This window comes from Streptosporangium sp. NPDC050148 (assembly GCF_055586505.1).
This window is the reverse complement of sequence record NZ_JBVJIA010000002.1, coordinates 200,606-218,750: the sequence shown is the minus strand read 5'-3', so window position 1 is coordinate 218,750 and position 18,145 is coordinate 200,606. Positions and strand designations below refer to the sequence as shown.

Annotated in this window: 14 protein-coding genes; 3 read left to right on the top strand and 11 right to left on the bottom strand. The window is 71.4% G+C overall.

Annotation, left to right across the window (positions count from 1 at the left end):
- Nucleotides 1-137 precede the first annotated feature (137 nt).
- The 4 genes from dop to ACZ6RT_RS02740 all read right to left on the bottom strand — a co-directional run bounded on the left by dop (nt 138) and on the right by ACZ6RT_RS02740 (nt 6,099).
- Entirely contained in the window at nt 138-1,655 is a 1,518-nt protein-coding gene (gene dop / locus ACZ6RT_RS02755; RefSeq protein WP_344903034.1) for a depupylase/deamidase Dop, read from the bottom strand.
- 87 nt (nt 1,656-1,742) lie between these two features.
- Nucleotides 1,743-2,909 (bottom strand): acyltransferase family protein, encoded by a 1,167-nt coding sequence (locus ACZ6RT_RS02750; RefSeq protein WP_399188642.1) that lies wholly within the window; start codon nt 2,907-2,909, stop codon nt 1,743-1,745.
- Nucleotides 2,910-3,250: 341 nt separating this feature from the next.
- Nucleotides 3,251-5,014: a proteasome ATPase gene (gene arc / locus ACZ6RT_RS02745; protein ID WP_470152034.1), complete on the bottom strand. Its 1,764-nt coding sequence runs from the start codon at nt 5,012-5,014 to the stop codon at nt 3,251-3,253.
- A gap of 206 nt (nt 5,015-5,220) precedes the next feature.
- Nucleotides 5,221-6,099 carry a tRNA (adenine-N1)-methyltransferase gene (locus tag ACZ6RT_RS02740; RefSeq protein ID WP_470152033.1) on the bottom strand — a complete coding sequence of 293 codons (879 nt, stop codon included), beginning with the start codon at nt 6,097-6,099 and terminating at the stop codon, nt 5,221-5,223.
- A 161-nt stretch (nt 6,100-6,260) separates the two neighbouring features.
- Here ACZ6RT_RS02740 and ACZ6RT_RS02735 point away from each other — a divergent pair, with 161 nt between their 5' ends.
- Nucleotides 6,261-7,391, top strand: a complete 1,131-nt coding sequence (locus tag ACZ6RT_RS02735) for a GNAT family N-acetyltransferase (RefSeq protein WP_470152032.1) — start codon at nt 6,261-6,263, stop codon at nt 7,389-7,391.
- A 92-nt stretch (nt 7,392-7,483) separates the two neighbouring features.
- On the opposite strand, the gene ACZ6RT_RS02730 is transcribed toward ACZ6RT_RS02735, so the two are convergent.
- Nucleotides 7,484-8,707 carry an aminotransferase class III-fold pyridoxal phosphate-dependent enzyme gene (locus tag ACZ6RT_RS02730; protein WP_399188634.1) on the bottom strand — a complete coding sequence of 408 codons (1,224 nt, stop codon included), beginning with the start codon at nt 8,705-8,707 and terminating at the stop codon, nt 7,484-7,486.
- 100 nt (nt 8,708-8,807) lie between these two features.
- Entirely contained in the window at nt 8,808-9,740 is a 933-nt protein-coding gene (locus ACZ6RT_RS02725) for a carbohydrate kinase family protein (RefSeq protein WP_399188632.1), read from the bottom strand.
- Nucleotides 9,741-9,825: 85 nt separating this feature from the next.
- On the opposite strand from ACZ6RT_RS02725, the gene ACZ6RT_RS02720 reads away from it, so the two are divergent.
- Nucleotides 9,826-10,416 carry a TetR/AcrR family transcriptional regulator gene (locus ACZ6RT_RS02720; RefSeq protein WP_399188630.1) on the top strand — a complete coding sequence of 197 codons (591 nt, stop codon included), beginning with the start codon at nt 9,826-9,828 and terminating at the stop codon, nt 10,414-10,416.
- Between the two features lie 96 nt (nt 10,417-10,512).
- Here ACZ6RT_RS02720 and ACZ6RT_RS02715 read toward each other — a convergent pair whose 3' ends face one another.
- The 4 genes from ACZ6RT_RS02715 to ACZ6RT_RS02700 form a co-directional block, all read right to left on the bottom strand.
- Nucleotides 10,513-11,973 (bottom strand): FHA domain-containing protein, encoded by a 1,461-nt coding sequence (locus ACZ6RT_RS02715; RefSeq protein WP_399188628.1) that lies wholly within the window; start codon nt 11,971-11,973, stop codon nt 10,513-10,515.
- Nucleotides 11,970-12,407, bottom strand: a complete 438-nt coding sequence (locus tag ACZ6RT_RS02710; RefSeq protein WP_470152031.1) for a hypothetical protein — start codon at nt 12,405-12,407, stop codon at nt 11,970-11,972. Before ACZ6RT_RS02710 ends, ACZ6RT_RS02715 begins: the two co-directional genes overlap by 4 nt.
- Nucleotides 12,408-12,419: 12 nt before the next feature.
- On the bottom strand, nt 12,420-13,955 hold the full coding sequence (locus ACZ6RT_RS02705; protein WP_470152030.1) for a hypothetical protein: 1,536 nt from the start codon (nt 13,953-13,955) through the stop codon (nt 12,420-12,422).
- A gap of 157 nt (nt 13,956-14,112) precedes the next feature.
- Nucleotides 14,113-15,204, bottom strand: coding sequence for a site-2 protease family protein (locus ACZ6RT_RS02700; protein ID WP_399188927.1), 1,092 nt, complete (start codon nt 15,202-15,204; stop codon nt 14,113-14,115).
- 167 nt (nt 15,205-15,371) lie between these two features.
- On the opposite strand from ACZ6RT_RS02700, the gene ACZ6RT_RS02695 reads away from it, so the two are divergent.
- Complete coding sequence (locus ACZ6RT_RS02695) at nt 15,372-16,292, top strand: RecB family exonuclease (protein ID WP_470152029.1); 921 nt, start codon at nt 15,372-15,374, stop codon at nt 16,290-16,292.
- Between the two features lie 134 nt (nt 16,293-16,426).
- Here the strand turns inward: ACZ6RT_RS02695 and ACZ6RT_RS02690 are convergent, their stop codons facing one another.
- Complete coding sequence (locus tag ACZ6RT_RS02690; protein WP_470152028.1) at nt 16,427-17,959, bottom strand: DUF1996 domain-containing protein; 1,533 nt, start codon at nt 17,957-17,959, stop codon at nt 16,427-16,429.
- Between the last annotated feature and the right edge of the window lie 186 nt (nt 17,960-18,145).

Below are 18,145 nucleotides of genomic sequence, written 5' to 3'. Positions count from 1 at the left end.
TGGAGGCGTGGGGAAACCTACAAGAGGATGGACAGGAGCGGGAGAGGGAGGGATGGTGCCGTACGGTGCGCCCCCCACCCCCCCCCCCCCGCCGACCCCCCCCCCCCCCCCCCCCCCCCCCCCCCCCCCCCCAGGGCTCACTGCTCGCCGGTCAGCGCCGTCACCAGCTCCGATGCGGTACGGCAGCGGTCGAACAGCTCGCCCACGTGCGCCTTGGTGCCGCGCAGCGGCTCCATCGTCGGGACGCGCTGCAGCGACTCCCTGCCCGGGATGTCGAAGATGACCGAGTCCCAGGAGGCCGCGGCCACCGACTCGCTGTACTGGCTCAGGCAACGGCCCCGGAAGTAGGCCCGGGTGTCGTTGGGCGGCACCTCGATGGCCCGGGTCACCTCCTCCTCGGTGACCAGGCGCTTCATGCGGCCCCGGGCGACCAGCCGGTTGTACAGCCCCCGGTCGGGGCGGATGTCGGAGTACTGCAGGTCGACGAGCTGCAGGCGCGGGTGCGACCAGGGCAGGCCGTCCCGGGTGCGGTAGCCCTCCAGGAGCTCCAGCTTGGCGACCCAGTCGAGCTCCCCGGCCAGCTGCATCGGGTCGTCCGCCAGGCGGGTGAGGACCGACTCCCAGCGCTCCAGGACGTCCTTGGTGGGCTCGTCCAGGCCGTTGACGCTGCGCTCCTCGGCGTACTTGCGCGCCAGCTCCAGGTACTCCATCTGGAGCTGTACGGCCGTGAGCTTCCGGCCGTCGCGCATCGAGATCTCGTACTTGAGCGTGGGGTCGTGCGAGACCGCCCGCAGCGCCTGCACCGGGTTGTCGACGGTGAGGTCCCGGGTGAAGTAGCCGTCCTCGATCATCGCCAGGACGAGCGCGGTCGACCCCAGCTTGAGGTAGGTCGAGATCTCCGACATGTTGGCGTCGCCGATGATGACGTGCAGGCGCCGGTACTTCTCCGGGTCGGCGTGCGGCTCGTCCCGGGTGTTGATGATCGGCCGCTTGAGGGTGGTCTCCAGCCCCACCTCGACCTCGAAGAAGTCGGCGCGCTGGCTGATCTGGAAGCCCTCGCCGCGGGAGTCCTGGCCGATGCCGACCTTGCCCGCTCCGGTGACGACCTGCCGGGAGACGAAGAACGGCGTCAGGTGCCGGACGATGTCGGCGAAGGAGGTGGCCCGGCGCATGAGGTAGTTCTCATGGCAGCCGTAGGAGGCGCCCTTGTTGTCGGTGTTGTTCTTGTAGAGCTGGATCGGGGCGTTGGCCGGCATCGCCGAGGCGCGGACCGCCGCGTCGTGCATGACCCGCTCGCCCGCCTTGTCCCAGATCACCGCCGCCCGAGGATTGGTGCACTCGGGCGTGGAGTACTCGGGGTGGGCGTGGTCCACGTACAGCCGGGCCCCGTTGGTGAGGATCACGTTCGCAAGGCCGAGGTCCTCGTCGGTGAGCTGGCTCTGGTCGGCCACCTCTCGCGCGAGGTCGAACCCGCGCGCGTCGCGCAGCGGATTCTCCTCCTCGAAGTCCCATCGCGCGCGCCGGACCCGGGCCGCCGAGGCCGCCAGGTAGGCGTTCACGACCTGAGAGGAGGTCACCATCGCGTTGGCCCCCGGCTGTCCGGGCACGGAGATGCCGTATTCGGTCTCGATGCCCATCACCCGCCGTACCGTCATGCGCACCCTCTGTTCATCAGGGACTGTTTCTCTGCCTGGTGTCTATTCCCGACCCTAGACCCTTCACTATGCCCGGTGGTCGGACAGTTATGGCACCGAAGCCTTTTCGCCCGATGCGGCAGGGATCGTGGAGAGCGGTCCTGAGGCCGGGGAGGGCGTCCCGGGGGTGTCAGGAGACCTTCCGCGCCTGCGGGCCCTGACGAGCTCCTGCAGGGGCCGCTCGGCCACCCGGTACACCAGGTAGGAGAAGGCGACGGCGGCCAACACCGTGACCAGCGCGGTCAGCGGGGGCGGCAGCGTGTCCCGCAGGGCCGGGACGATCACGACCGCGGCCGCGGTGTGGAACAGGTAGAGCGGGTAGGTGAGCGCGCCCAGGACGACCAGGCCACGCCAGCGCAGCCACCGCAGCCAGCCCAGCGCCACCATCGCCATCAGCACGTAGAAACCGATCACGGTGGCGACCACGGCCCAGTCGGGCACCGGCATCGCGGCGTAGCCGACCCTCTCCACCCGCCCGGCCACCCGGTCGAGCGCCGCGCTGACGGCCAGGCCGCCGCTGATCCCGGCCAGACACCACAGCACCAGCCGGGGGCCGAATCTGGTCATCAGGAAGAACGCCATGCCGCCGACGAAGTACGCCGCGTACTTGGGCATGATCACGAGATCGACCCAGGCCTCCTCGCTCCCGGCGAAGAACCCGGCCGCCAGCAGCCAGACGCCCATGAAGACCAGGCAGCGGGCGAACGTCACCCCGACGATCACCAGGATCGAGATCAGCAGGTAGAAGCGCAGCTCCACCCAGAGCGACCAGTAGACGCCGTTGGCGTCGTAGACGCCGAAGGCCCGCTGGAGCATCGTCAGGTTGACGCCGTACTCCCCCGGGCTGAGCTTGGGGTCCAGGGCCGTGGCGGCGGTCAGGCCGTAGACCGCGGCGGTGACGGCCACGCTGACCCAGTACGCCGGGAAGAGCCGGACCAGCCGGGAGAGCGCGAACGCGCCCAGGCTCCTGCCCCAGATGCTCATCAGGATCACGAAGCCGCTGATCATGAAGAACAGCTCGACGCCCAGGATGCCGAGCCCGGAGATCGTGGAGATCGCCGGGAACAGCTCGGCCGGGCGGTCGCCCCACACCGAGGCGAAGGCGATGAAGTAGTGGAAGGCGAGCACCGCCAGCGCGGCGGTGAACCTCAGCAGGTCCAGTTCGGCGAGACGGCCGCCTTCCCGGGGCGTCTCGCGAGGGGCCGTGCCGTTCACCCGGGGGCCGGGCCGCAGTGTTCACGCACGCCACTTGGACGGCTTTTCGATCACCTGGGTTCCCCGTGACGGGGGGTTGTTCCCGTACACCCCTGTGACCTGTGGGAACGAGGTGACGTGCCGGTCGGTCACGGCGGGAGGCGGGCGCGGGGGGCGGCCACGAGGACGGCGCCGGGTGATCCCGGGGAGCCCCGGAACGCGGAACGGGCCCCGGAACGTAGAGCGGCCACGGGAACGCGGAGCGGGCCTGGGAACGCCGGTGGCGCGGCTCCCCGGGGAGGGGAACCGCGCCGCCGGTCCGCAGCGGGTGCCGCCGGTCCGCGCGGACCGGCGGGGCGCCGTTACAGGTACTGACCGGTGTTGGCCACCGTGTCGATGGAGCGTCCCGCCTCGGTGCCCTGCTTGCCCGTCACGAGGGTGCGGATGTAGACGATCCGCTCGCCCTTCTTGCCGGAGATGCGGGCCCAGTCGTCGGGGTTGGTGGTGTTGGGCAGGTCCTCGTTCTCGGAGAACTCGTCCACGCAGGCGGCCAGCAGGTGCTGGATCCGCAGGCCCTTCTGCCCGGTCTCCAGGAACTGCTTGATCGCCATCTTCTTGCCGCGGTCGACGATGTTCTGGATCATCGCCCCGGAGTTGAAGTCCTTGAAGTACAGGACCTCCTTGTCGCCGTTGGCGTAGGTCACCTCGAGGAAGCGGTTCTCCTCGCTCTCGGTGTACATCCGCTCGACGACCCGCTGGATCATGCCGGAGATGGTCTCCCGGCGGTCGCCACCGTGCTCGGACAGGTCCTCGGGGTGCAGGGGGAGCTCCTCGATGAGGTACTTCGAGAAGATGTCCTTGGCCGCCTCGGCGTCCGGCCGCTCGATCTTGATCTTGACGTCCAGGCGGCCGGGCCGCAGGATCGCCGGGTCGATCATGTCCTCGCGGTTGGAGGCGCCGATCACGATGACGTTCTCCAGGCCCTCGACGCCGTCGATCTCGCTCAGCAGCTGCGGGACGATGGTGTTCTCGACGTCGGAGGAGACGCCCGATCCACGGGTACGGAAGATCGAGTCCATCTCGTCGAAGAAGACGATCACGGGGGTGCCCTCGGAGGCCTTCTCGCGGGCCCGCTGGAAGACCAGGCGGATGTGCCGCTCGGTCTCGCCGACGTACTTGTTGAGAAGCTCCGGGCCCTTGATGTTGAGGAAGAAGCTCTTGCCGGACTGGCCGGTCTTCTCCGCGACCTGCTTGGCCAGGGAGTTGGCGACGGCCTTGGCGATGAGCGTCTTACCGCAACCGGGGGGACCGTAGAGCAGCACGCCCTTGGGCGGGCGGAGCTTGTGCTCGCGGAAGAGGTCGGCGTGCAGGTACGGGAGCTCGATGGCGTCCCGGATCTGCTCGATCTGCCGCATCAGCCCGCCGATCTCCTCGTACGAGATGTCGGGCACCTCCTCCAGGACGAGCTCCTCGACCTCGGACTTGGGGATGCGCTCGTAGACGTAGCCCGAACGCGGTTCCAGCAGCAGGGAGTCGCCCGCCCGGATCGGCTGGTCGACCAGGGACTCGGCGAGCTTCACCACCCGCTCCTCGTCGGCATGCGAGATCACCAGCGCGCGCCGGCCGTCCTCAAGGAGTTCCTTGAGCATCACGATCTCGCCGAGGTCCTCGAACCCGAGGGCCTCGACCACGTTGAGCGCCTCGTTGAGCATGACCTCCTGGCCACGCTTCAGCGATTCGACCTCCACCGCGGGACTGACGTTCACCCTGAGCTTGCGGCCACCGGTGAAGACCTCCACCGTGCCGTCTTCTCGTGCTTCGAGGAAAACACCGAATCCGGATGGCGGCTGCGCCAACCGGTCTACCTCCTCCTTCAGGGCGACGATCTGGTCCCTGGCCTCCTTGAGGGTGGCCACCAGACGCTCGTTCTGGCCCGTCACGGCCGCGAGGTTCGCCTGCACGTCATGGAGACGCTCTTCGAGGATCCTGGCCTGCCGGGGAGACTCCGTCAGCTTCCTGCGCAACGCCGTGATCTCCTCCTGCAAGAAGGAGACCTGTGTTGTGAGGTCGGCGACCTCCCGTTCGCGCTGCGCGGCACGAGCCTCAGCGTCGTCGCGAGCTGCCACGGCGTCACCTCCTTCCCAGTCGAGACCGACTACTCAAAACCCTACCCATCTGGGGGCTGTCCCTTACCTGGTCGAGCAGTGTTCGTATGACTACATTAAGTGCGTGATGATTAATCCCTTTTAGTGCTTTTAGTACTAGAAGTATATGAACATGAGGGTCGGTTCGCGCGTCACTCTGTACACGGATCCTCGTGTCCGAATCGTCATCAGCTGGTGGAGGTGGTGGAGTCCGTGGAGTCCTCGGCATTGGCCCCCTTCGCCGGGCGTCTGCGTCGAGGTGGCGGCGTCACGCCGTCCGCCATGCGACGCGCCGTGACCAGGAAACCGGTGTGGCCGACCATCCTGTGGTCGGGCCGCACGGCCAGTCCCTCGACATGCCAGTCACGAACCAGGGTCTCCCACGCATGGGGCTCGGTGAAACTCCCGTGCTCCCGGAGAGTTTCCACCGTCCGCGACAGCTGAGTCGTGGTCGCCACATAACAGCAGATCACACCCCCGGGGGTGAGCGCCTTCGCCGCGGCGTCCACGCATTCCCACGGGGCGAGCATGTCCAGGACGATCCGGTCGACGTCGCTCTCGTCGAGGGACTCGACGAAGTCGCCGACCACCAGGCGCCACTGCTCCATCGGCCCGCCGTAGAACTTCTCGACGTTCCTGGTGGCGATCTCGGCGAAGTCCTGGCGCCGCTCGTACGAGGTGAGCGTGCCCTCGGCGCCCACGGCGCGCAGCAGGAAGCAGGACAGCGCGCCGGAGCCGACGCCCGCCTCCACCACCCGGGCACCGGGGAAGATGTCGGCCATGGCCACGATCTGCGCCGAGTCCTTGGGGTAGATCACCGCCGCGCCGCGCGGCATGGAGAGCGTGTAGTCCTGGAGCAGGTGCCTGAACGCCAGATACTGGGTGCCGCCGGACGAACGCACCACCGAGCCCTCGGGCCGGCCGATCAGCTCACTGTGCGGGATCCCGCCCTTGTGCGTGTGGAACACGCCGTCTTCCTTCAGCGTCACCGTGTGACGCTTGTTCTTGGGGTCGGTGAGCTGAACCTGATCCCCGGCCTGAAACGGCCCATGCCTGCGAAAACCCATGAGCGCAAGGTTAACGGCGCCCGGCGGCGGCCGATCCCGCCCCGGCGGGCCGCACCTGACCCCCCGGCCTGCCGGACCGGGCCGGGACGGGGGACGGGTCCGATCGAGGGTCGGGGTAAACGGTTCGCCGGTACGGGCCGAAACCTGGTAGCTGTTGCCGTGTGCTCCCAGAAGAAGTGATCCCCGCCGGCCCCGTCACGCTCAGGCCCCACACCGACGCCGACGCCGAGTCGATCGTGCGGGCCTGCGCCGACCCGGAGATCGTCCGGTTCATCCCCCTGGTCCCCTCGCCCTACACCCACGACGACGCGCTGCGGTACCTGGAGGCGGCCCGCGCCGCCTGGAAGGCCGGGGGCGCCGAGTTCGCGATCGCGGATCCGGAGACCGGCGAGTGGCTCGGCAACATCGGCCTCAAGCCCCCGCTGCCGCGGGACACCGCCGAGATCGGCTACCTGGTGGCGCCCTGGGCCCGGGGCCGCGGGGTGGCCACGGCCGCGACCTCGGCCCTGACCGGCTGGGGCCTGGCCCACGGGCTGGAACGCGTCGAGCTCCTCGCCGACGTGGAGAACCTGCCCAGCCAGTGCGTGGCGATGGCCGCGGGCTTCCGGCGCGAGGGCGTGCGCCGCGGGGCCGAGGAGCGGCGCGACGGCACCCGCCGAGACCTGGTCTCCTTCGCGCGCCTGCGCGGCGACTCCGGCGAGCGCGTGCGGCCGTACCTGCCGTGGTTCCCCGGGGGTTCGCTGACCGACGGGACGGTACGGCTCAGGCCGCTCACCGCGGCCGACACGGAGGACTACCTGGCACTGCAGGTCCTGCCGGACGTGGTCGAGCACAGCGTCCCGCCCGAGGCGCCCGGGGTGGAGGAGGCCGCCGAGCGGTGCCGTTCCGCGGGCGCGGACTGGCTGGCCGGCACGATGGTCCAGGCGGTGATCCTGGACGCCTCGACCGGCGCGTTCGCCGGGGACATCCAGCTCAGCGGGGTGATCCCCCCGCTGGGGCAGGCCATGACGGGCTACAGCGTGCTGCCGGAGTTCCGCGGCCGGGGCTTCGCCACCCGGGCCGTGAACCTGCTGGTGGGCTGGGCCTTCGAGCACACCCCCCTGGAACGGATCATCGCGGGCACCTCCCCGGACAACCTCGCCTCGCAACGCGTGCTGGAGCGGGCGGGGTTCACCAGGGAGGCGCTGATGCGCGGGCTGCTGCCCGGCCCGGACGGCACGCGCCTGGACGACCTGCAGTGGTACCGCCTGCGGGAGACCCCGGGCGGGCCGGACGGGTCCGGGGGCCGCTGAGCCCGCCCGGGAGGGCCGGACCGCTCCCTGTCGGGCTCGCCTCCGGCCCTTCGGGGCCCTCCGGGTTTTTCCCGCGGGGTCCGGGTCGGGTCTCAGTCGGCCCCGAAGTGGGCCCTGAGCTTGGCGTAGGCGGCGTCGGTGCCCTGCAGCGCCCGGTCGATGTCGGCGTCGGTGTGGGCGGCCGAGAGGAACCAGTTGTGCCAGGGGTGGAGGTAGACGCCCTCCCCGACACAGGCCGCGGCCCAGAACATGCCCTTCTCCAGGGTCGCGTCGCCCTCGAAGGAGAGCCAGGGGATCTGCACCGGGCCGGTCTGGTTGACCGTGAAGCCGTGCGAGGCGGCCTGGGCGGCCAGGCCCTCGCGGAGGCGGGTGCCCGCCCGCTCCATCAGGGCGATGCCGCCGATGTCGCGCAGCGTCTCGATCGTGGCCTTGGCCGCGGCCATCGGGGCGGCGTTGAACCAGAACGAGCCGGTGGTGTAGAGCGTCTGGGCCGGAGCGCGCAGGGAGTCCACGCCGGTGACGGCCGCGATCGGGTGGCCGTTGGCCATGGCCTTGCTGAAGGCGTACAGGTCGGGGCGTACCCCCAGCGGCTCCCAGGAGCCGCCCAGGTCCAGCCGCCAGCCACCGCGCACGTCGTCGATCACCAGCGCGGCGCCGATCCGGTCGGCCAGGGCCCGCACCCCCCGGGCGAACTCGGGCGTGGCGAGCTCCTGGTCCTCGAACGAGTCGTGCTTGAAGGGCGTGACGATGATCGCGGCGACCTCGCCCTCGATCCGGGCCGCGGCCTCCTCGACCGAGGCCAGGTCGTTGTAGGTGAACTCGGTCAGGTCGGCGCGGTCGGCCGGGGTGGTGCCCGCGGTGCTCGGCGTGCACCAGGGGTCGGCCCCGTGGTAGGCGCCGTGGGCCATCAGCACCTTGTCCCTGCCGGTGGCGGCGCGGGCCACCATCAGCGCCTGGGTGGTGGCGTCGGTGCCGTTCTTGGAGAACATCACCCAGTCGGCCTGCGGCACGGTCTCCACCAGCAGCTCGGCGAGCTCGACGTAGACCGGGCCGGGACCGTTGAGGCAGTCGCCCGCGGCGAGCTGGGCCGCGACGGCCGCCTCGACCGCGGGGTGGCGGTGGCCGAGCACCACCGGTCCCCAGGAGCACATGAGGTCCACGTACTCGCGGCCGTCGGCGTCCCGCTGGCGGCAGCCCTCGCCGCCGACGAAGAACTGCGGGTAGGCGGGGCCGTGCAGGGCCGCGTTGAGGTGGCCGTACATGCCTCCGGGGACGACCTTGGCGGCCCGTTCCCTGAGTTCGGCGTCGATGGACATGCGTCGTCCTTTCACGGTCGGGAAGGTCGCGGTCGGGAGATCACGGTCGAAAAGGGGCTCGGGGTCACGGGACCACACGGGGTCACGCCGGGTCACGGGGTCACGCCGGGTCACGGGGCCCGGGGGCCCCGCGCAGCTCCCGCGCGCCGGTCAGCCCGGCGTCGGAGCCGAGACCTCCGGCGACCCGGGCGGCCAGCGCGGTGCCGAGCCGGGCCGCCCCGGCCACGTCCAGGCCGTCGGCCAGCCCGGCGATGAACCCGGCGCAGTAGGCGTCGCCGCACCCGGTGGTGTCGACCACCGGGACGTCGAGGGCGGGGACGCGGGTGATCCCCTCCTTGGAGGCGATCAGGCTTCCCTCGGCGCCCAGCGTGACCAGCACCGCCGAAGGGCCCTCGGCCAGCAGCGCGGTCGCGGCCTCCTCGGCGCCGGAGGCACCGCTCATCATCAGCGCCTGCTCCTCGTTGGGCAGCAGGTAGTCGACGTGGCCGAGGAAGGTCCGTACCCCCTGCATCAGGTCCGGCATGTTGGACAGCAGGTCCATCGTGACGATCGTGCCCGCGGCCCGCGCCTCGTCCAGCAGGGCGAGGAACCCCGGGTCGTACAGGCCCCAGGTGACGTCCATGCCGCCCAGGTGCACGATCCGCGCGCCGAGGATCCGCTCGCGGCCGACGTCGGCCGTCGACAGGCCCAGGTTGGCTCCGGGCACGTGGAAGGACGGGCGCCCGCCGTCGGGGCGGATGGGCAGGATCGAGGCGGCGGTCTGCTCCCCCGTCCTGCGGACGATCCCGGACACGTCGACGCCGCGCCGTTCCATGATCATGACGAGCAGGTCTCCGAGCTCGTCGTCGCCGATCGCGCCCACCGAGGCGACCGGGACGCCGAGCGCGGCCAGGTCGACGGCGGTCCCGGCCGCGGCCCCGGCGGCGGTGACCCGGATCTGCTCCAGCAGGTGGGTGTCCTGCCCGGCGGGGATGGACTCCACCGGCCTGGCGAGCACGTCGACGATGTGCACCCCGAGGGTGACGACGGTCATGACGGGTCCTCCTCATGTCTTCAGCGGATGATAGACGGGCGACCGACTAAAATGTCAACGGATGCCGTACGGGGAAGGGGACGAGATGCCGAAGATCGTTGACCACGAGGAGCGCCGCGAGGAGGTCGTCGAGGCGGCCCGCCGCATCATCCTGCGCGAGGGCATCGAGGCCGCCACCACCCGGGCCATCGCCAGGGAGGCCGGATACTCCAACGGCGTGCTGACCCACTACTTCGCCGACAAGGACGACATCATGCTGTCGGCCCTGCGCTCCTCGCACCGGCGCATCGTGGAGCGGCTGCGCGGCAAGCTGGCGGGCCTCACCGGCCTGGCCGCCCTGCGCGAGCTGCTGCTGGACAACCTGCCGCTGGACGAGGAGCGCGTCGCCGAGAGCGGGCTGGAGGTCGGCTTCTGGAGCCGCAGCATGACCAGCCCCGCGCTGCTGGAGGCCCAGCGCGCCGAGGCCGAGGAACTGCGCTATCTGGTACGCAGCCTGCTCGGCTCGGCGGCCGCGGACGGGGAGATCGTCACCGGGGAGGACCTGGACGACGTGGCCGAGCGGCTGCTGGCCCTGGTCGACGGCCTGAGCGTGCACCGCCTGCTGTACCCGGGCAGGCTCGGCCCGGAGCGGCTGGAGCGGATGCTCGGCGCCGAGCTGGAACGCCTCAGCCGGTAGGGCGTGGAGCCGGCCGGTCACGTCCTGGCGGCACGGGCGGCACGGGCGGCACGGCCACGGCCGTACCGCCCGGAAAAGCCGGAGGAGCGGGGGCGCTCAGCGGTTGCGGTGCGACTCGTAGCGCATGGTGCGCGAGACGCCGATCCGCACGGTGGTGCCGGGCATGATGGCGACCGGCTCGTTCGGCGGGATGTCGTAGAAGTTGGGGTCGCCGGGCGGCTGGATCTGGGTGCCGTTGACCGATCCCAGGTCGACCAGGTTCACGTCCCACCCGTCCAGCGCCACCCGCAGGTGGCGGCGGGAGACCGAACCGTCGGGGCTGGTGACCTTGGCCGGGCGTACCGATCCGTCGGCCACCTCGGGGGCCCTCTCCGGGTCGCGTCCGATCAGGTAGTCGGTGTCCAGGCGCAGCGTCAGGCCGTCGTCGAGGAGCAGCACCCCCAGCGGCGGGCGCGGACCCTTGTAGGGGACGAGGGTCCGCTGCACCAGCGCGATGCCGCAGACCGCGCAGTAGGGCACGCGGGGGTCGTTGAAGTGGTCGTTCTTGCAGTCGACCCCGTAGACCAGCGGCCGGGCCTCGGGCTCGGCGGCCGGGGGCGGCTCGTCGGCGGGCTGCGCGCCGCCGGGCGCCGGCAGCTCGTACTCGAACGGCTGCTCGCGGACGTCGACCGGGTCGCCGCCCATCCCGCTCGCCATGGCGGTGTCGATGTCGGCGTGCTGCGCGCGCGAGGGCCCGGACGGCGTCTCCGCGGGGTGGTCGCGGTCCGGGGCCGCGTGCCACTGCGCCTGCGGCTCACGCCGCGGCTCCACGGGCGAGGGTACCGACGGGTGGGACTCGGCCTGCCCCATCGGGTAGGGCGCGGGGGCGCCGGTGTCCGGCACGGACGGCCGCTCGGGGACGGACGGCCGCTCCGGGGACGCCACCCGCTCGGGCGGCGCGGGCATCGGGATGGACGCGGGTGCGGACGACTCCATCCGCGGCGCCTCGTGCACCCCCCGGGGCGCGGCGGACTGCATCCGCGGCGCCTCCTGCGCGCCCTGGGGCGCGGCGGGCTCCGTGCGCCGCGGCGCCGGGGTCCAGGTGGGCGTCTCGGTCAGGTCGCACTCGACCCCGCCCGCGACGATCACCCCGGCGTCCAGGGTGGAGAGCGGGTGCACGGCCCCGGCGTCCGGCAGGCGCAGCTCGACCCGGGTCACCGGGCCGGGCACCAGCCGGTCGGACCAGGTGAGCGCGTCGCGCCCGGCGAGCCGGACCTCTCCGGCCGAACCGGTCACCGACGCGAACGCCGGACCACTGACCAGGACGGCCACGCCGTCACCGACGGGACCGGCGACGGCGCACGCCACCGGTTCCCCCATCGAGACGGCGAGGATCTGGGCGACCCGGCGGGCCAGCGCCCTGCCGTCGCCGCCGGAGCCCGCGGTCTCCCGCAGCGCTCCCAGCAGATCCCCGACGACGGCCTCGGCCGCGTCGCACACCAGCAGCAGGCCGCCCACATGGGCCACCAGCCCGTTGCCCGGAAGCGGACGCACCACCCCGAAGCCCTGGTCGGTCACAGAACTCTCCCTCCCCGGAAACGCCACCGGATGAACGGCACCCGCATGGGCCCGTTCGTCACCAGCCAGATGCATACCCAGACGACGGTGAAGTGCGTCCAGAAGGCGGCCGGCGGAATCGGATCGATGAAACCGACTGCACCGGACCGTAGCAAAAAGTACAGCACAAGGCCTTCGGGGATGAGCGTCAGCAGGCCGAACGATGTCGGCCAGTCCTTCTCCCATCTGAACTGCATCAGGAAGTGATATATCAGCTCCCAGACGACCCCCAGCACCGCGACCGCCGCGACGAGCAGCAGCCCGTCGGCGTAGCGCCCGGGAAGCGGCCGCGAGGAGCCCGGGAGCACGGGGACGATCAGCAGGGTGACGAGCACGCCGAGGGTGGCGAGCATGAACAGGCGCGTCTGAACACGGCCCAGCAGGGTCGGAACCACGGGAAGTACTCCTTACACCGGCGAGTTGCGGGCCCACTTGAACCACTGCGCGGTCGAGCGCAGCGGCCCCATCCTCTTGACGAACCCGCGCCGTGCGAGGTCGTCGGCGATCTCCTGGGCGGCGATCTGCAGGCCCAGGAAGGTGTCGACACCGGGGAAGTAGCCCCCGAGCGTGGCCGACCCCGAGGCGTACAGCACCCCGTCGCCGCTGGCCGTGCCCTTCACCTCGAAGTGACGCTCCACGTCCAGCCTGCCGACCGGGTTGCGGCCCGCCCCGGTGTTGCGCAGCAGGTCGTCGAAGACGCGGTGCTCGGCGATGTCGGCCTCCAGGCCGGTGCAGTCGATGATGTAGTCGGAGACCGGCTCACGGACGATGCCGTCCTTGCTGCGCACGTAGCTGACCAGCCGCCCGTCCGCGGAGTGCTCCACCCGGTCGACGGTGCCCTGCACCGCGTGGTAGTAGCCGCCCTCGCGGCCCGCGCGCAGCTGCTCCTGCCAGCGCCGCCGGAAAGGGGTGTTGGTGCCGCCCATCTCCTTGTACTTCCTCGCCCGGTCGGCGCCCTCCAGCTTGCGCATCTCCGCCTTGAGCTGGCCGCCCCAAACCGACTTGGGGTAGTTGAAGCCCTGGTAGGCCCAGCCGTGACCGCCCTTGCGGCGCGACCAGACGTGCGGGCCGTGCGAGCCGGTGACGAACGTGCGGAAGATGTGGACGATCTGGGTCTGCAGGCCGTACCGTTCCCGGTCGTCGAAGAGCCGCTGCAGCACCCGGGAGGCCACGATGCCGCCGCCCCGGATGACCACCGTGCCCGGCCTGGTCTTGAGGAACTCGTAGACCTGCTCGTGCGGTTCGTAGGCGTTGACGACGTGCTGGTAGTCACCGTGCTCGGTGCGGAACTTCTGCAGGTCGGGCAGGAACTTCAGGCCCGGGTAACCGACCGCGATGTGCACGAAGCGGGAACGGAAGACGATGCGCTTGGTGGGCGCGGCGCCCTCGGGCGGGGTGACCACGGTGAAGTAGCCGCCGCCCGCCCGGCGGCGGACCATCCGCACCTGGCCCTTGACCAGCATGTCCCAGTAGTTGATGCGCCTGGCCTCGCGCTCCAGGTTCTCGAAGACGGTGCCGGCGCGCGGGGTCCAGTAGTCGTTCAGCAGCGGCTCGGTGAGGATCTGCCACAGGTACGACGGCTTCTTCTCCTTCCACGCCTCCTCCAGCGCGTAGGAGGGGAACCCCCACAGGTTGTCGGGACGGGAGGAGGAGTCGGAGCGGATCCGCTCGCCGCGGGGGATCTGCGAGCACCGGGTGAGGAACTCGTAGGTCTGCCACGGGTGGTCGATGTTGGAGACCACCCGCATCTGCGAGGTCGGGACCCCGTAGATGCGCAGGTAGTCCAAGGTCACGAAGGACCCGATGCCACCACCGACGCTGAGGAACGGGATGTCGTACATGGGGATGCCGGCGGCCGCGACCATCTGGTCGGTCCACTCGGGGGTGCCGAGCAGGTCCGGTGTCAGGTCACCGCGCGGGGCCGGGGTGTGGGGGGGTGCCAATGGATGCGTCCCTTGAGCTACGTGACCAGCCCGTTCGCTGGTCGGAGATCTGGTCCTGGTACAGGCCGGGAACGAGGGAACGGGCGGCGGGATGCGCCGTCCGGCCCCTCTGCCGGCGAGTATTCAGTGGGACGCCTGTGAACGACCTGCGGTTCGCTTAAACTCCGCTGAACACCTTGTTGACGTCGGACGTGGCGAGCACCCCGAAGATCTCGCCCCCGCGCTCCACCAGGAGGTACTCCCCCGCCGGGGACTCGCGCATGGCGTCGATCAGCGACTCGCCCTCCAGGTCGGCGGCCAGCACCAGCGACGGCTCCAGGCTCCGCGAGAGCGAGCCCGCCGTCACCCAGGGACGGCGGGCCTCCGGGGTGGCCTCCACCGCGACCTCGTTGACGATCCCGGTGGGACGGCCCTCGTGGTCGACCACGACCATCGCCCCGGCCCGCGCCTCCGCGGCCCGGCGCAGGGCCTCGGCCAGCGGCACGTCACCGGTCACCGCGATGGCCCGCCGGGCCAGGGCGCGGGCGTTGACCTGGGGGATGCGGGCCCGCACCCGGGCGCCGCGCAGCGCCTGGGTGGCGCCGAACCAGATGAAGGAGGCCAGCACCAGCGACCAGATGAGGTTGGTCACGTCGGGCGCCTGGCCTGTCACCAGCGCCAGCCCGACGGGGATCGCGACCAGGCCCACGGCCAGCGCCCGGCCCACCCAGGCCGCCACGACGGTGCCGGCGCCGGGCCTGCCGGTGACCTTCCACACGCCGGCCCGCAGCATGCGGCCCCCGTCGAGCGGCAGCCCCGGCAGCAGGTTGAAGATCCCGACGATCAGGTTGGCGAACCAGAGCTGGAAGATCAGGACACCGGCGATCGTGTCCGGCGGGACGACCTGGTAGACGGCGAAGCCGACGGCCGCCAGCCCCAGCGAGAGCAGCGGCCCGGCGAAGGCCACCATGAACTCCCGGCCCGGGGTCTCCGGCTCGCGCTCGATCTCCGAGACGCCCCCGAGCAGGTAGAGCGTGATGCGCCGGACCGGCAGGCCGTACATCCTGGCGACCACGCAGTGCGCCAGCTCGTGCAGCAGCACCGAGACGTACAGCAGCACCGCGAAGACGAACGAGACCAGATAGGTCAGCGGGACGCTCAGCTCGGGCAGCCAGGAGGCCACGACGCGCTGGAAGACGTAGGTGATGAACGCCGCCACGATGAACCAGGTCGGCGAGACGTAGACCGGGATGCCGAACGGACGCCCCATCCTCAGTCCCGGGCTCTCCCGGCGCGGGCTCTCGCTGCTCACCGCTGGCTCACCACTCCTCGTTCGGTCCGCCCTCAGGCCTCGATGGTACGCGCCGGCGCGCCTCCGGCAGACGCCACGGGTCCGTCCGGGCGCGAACTGTCGTCACCGTGACCTACAGTGCGGTCATGTCGACGTCCGAGCCCACGATCATCGGAGCCCTGTCGCCGTCGCGCGCGGGCGACTTCATGACGTGCCCGTTGCTGTACCGCTTCCGGGTGATCGACCGGCTTCCCGAGCCCCCGTCGCCCGCCGCGGTGCGCGGCACGATGGTCCACTCGGTTCTCGAACGCCTGTACGACCTGCCCGCCCCCGAGCGGACGGTCGACGCCGCCTGGGACCTGCTGGAGCCGCAGTGGCGCAAGCTCCTGGAGCAGGAGCCGTCCTACGCCGACATGTTCACCGACGAGCAGGAGCGGGCCGCCTGGCTGGCCAGGGCCCGCGTCATGCTGGAACGCTACTTCGCCCTGGAGGACCCCACCGGCCTGGAGCCCGCCGAGCGGGAGCTGTACGTGGAGGCGGTGCTGGGCAACGGCCTGATGCTGCGGGGCTACATCGACCGGCTGGACGTGGCGCCCACCGGGGAGATCCGCGTGGTCGACTACAAGACCGGCAGCGCCCCCGGGCCCGCCTTCGAGGCCAGGGCGCTGTTCCAGATGAAGTTCTACGCGCTGGTGATCTGGCGCCTGCGCGGCTCGGTGCCCCGCCTGCTCCAGCTGATGTACCTGGGCGGCGAGGGCGAGATCCTGCGCTACACCCCCGACGAGGCCGACCTGCTGGCCACCGAGCGCAAGGTCTGGGCCCTGTGGCAGGCGATCGAGCGGGCCCTGGAGACGGGCGAGTGGCGCGCCCGCCCCAGCAGGCTGTGCGGCTGGTGCAACTACAAGGACCTGTGCCCGGAGTTCGGCGGCACTCCCCCGCCGGTCCCGGCCCGCCAGCCGGGCGACACCGTCCGCCGCACCGGCGGACGCACCGGCGGCCGCACCGACGGCCGGGCCGGCGCCCGCGACGAACCCGCCCAGGAGCACGGCGACAGATCGCCGGCATGACGGTCCCGGGCCGCGCGGGGCCTGCGGGCGACGGCCCCGGAGCGCGCCCCGTGATCGTCTGACGGTGCCGGTGCCCCCGCGGGACGCGGGGACACCGGCACGGCGAGGTCGTGCGAGGTGGCGGCGGGGACCGGTCAGCGGTCCCAGCCCGGCGTGGTGCCGCACTTGGCCTTCGCGTTGATGCAGATCTTCACGAGCGCGCCGAGCGTCTCCGGCTTCCACGCGTTCATGAAGTCCCCGTGCATCGAGGACGGCAGTCCCGACGACAGCGTCAGGCCGTCACCGCCGAGGGAGTCGTAGCCGACCATGAGCGAGACGCTGGGGACCGCGACCGGATGGGAGCCGGAACAGCGGCCGTCCTTCATCGGCGCCATGTGCGACTTGTGGTCGGGCGAATCGATGTGCTTGCCGTCCCAGCAGTCCTGGAAGGTCATCTGGTAGATCAGGTTGCCGCCCCGCGCGCAGACGGGCCAGTTGCCGTCGGCGCTGCGGCCGGTCTCCGCGCTGCCGGCGCACCAGAACTGGCCGCTGGCGTTCTTCGGCGTCGCCACCTGCCGCTTCGCGTCGCCCTGCACCGCGACCAGGCCCGGCGGGAAGGGCACGACCTCCGACGGGTCCTTGAGCCGGGCGCCGTAGTACACGCGGAAGTTCTTCATCGGGACCGGCTTGCCGTCACGCATCAGGGTCGGCACCCAGTAGGCGCTGTTGTCCCCGGGCGCGTCGCAGTTCGTGGACCCCGCGAGCAGGTCCTCCGTCGTGGTGGTCGCCGTCACCTTCGGGCCGAAGAAGGTGTGCATGTGGGAGGCGCCGGACAGGCCGGGCAGCACGATCGGGTCGTCCTTGGCCAGGTTGGCCACCTCGCAGTTGGTCTGGAACTCGGGGACCCTCACGATCCCCGCGGGGACCGGCCGGGGGGCGACCTTGTGGTACGCGTCCAGGGCCTTCTTCCACGCGGCCTGGTCCACCGGTACCCAGCCGCCCGCGGGCGCGGTGGTGGTCGGGGTGGCGCCGGGCGTCGGCCTGGCCGTGGAGGTCGGGGTGGCGCCGGGCGTCGGCCTGCTCGTGGACGTCGGGGTGGCGCTCGGGGTCGGCCTGGTCGTCGAGGTCGGCTTCGGGGTCGGGGCCGGGGTGCCCGAGCCGGTGCCGAAGACCTGGAACTCCCACAGCGAGACGCCGTACCGGCCGGACCGCTTGGTCGCGTACAGCCGCACGAACCGGCCGGTGGCCGACACGTCGATGGTCTGGACGCCGCCCTTGCCCGCCGTGGTGCCGTACACCGTCTTCCAGGGGCCGTCGCCGTCGGCGGCGGTCTGGATCTGGAACGCCGTGGCGTAGGCGTTCTCCCAGTTGATGACGATCTTCTTGATGGCGGTGGACCTGCCGAGGTCGACCGCGAGCCACTGCGGGTCGCCGAACGCGCTGCCCCAGCGGGTACCGGGCCTGCCGTCGACGGCGGCCGCGGCCGACAGGTCACCGCGCTCCGCCGAGGAGGCGACCGCGTCACGGCCCTGCGAAAGGGGCACCTCGGCCGCGGCGGCCGAGGAGGCGACGCTCACCACGGAGGTGCTCAGGAGGCCGACGAGAACACCGGCCAGCGACAGGCGGCGGACGCGGCGTACGACGGACGCGCGTCCGGCTCGGATGCCGCGCGAGGCGGTTGTGCTCATAGTGAATGAAGTCCTTGTCCTGTTGGGAAGCCGTGCAGGGAAGGTCCGACGGCGCTCGCACGCGCCGCCACACAGGAGACCCCCGGGCCGCACGCGGATAACGAAAACCCCGGAGAAACTCCCACCGCCCTGTCGTCCGCCCCTCGCCGACGCAGCGGGAGGCCACGCGGGCAATGCCGCCGCAAG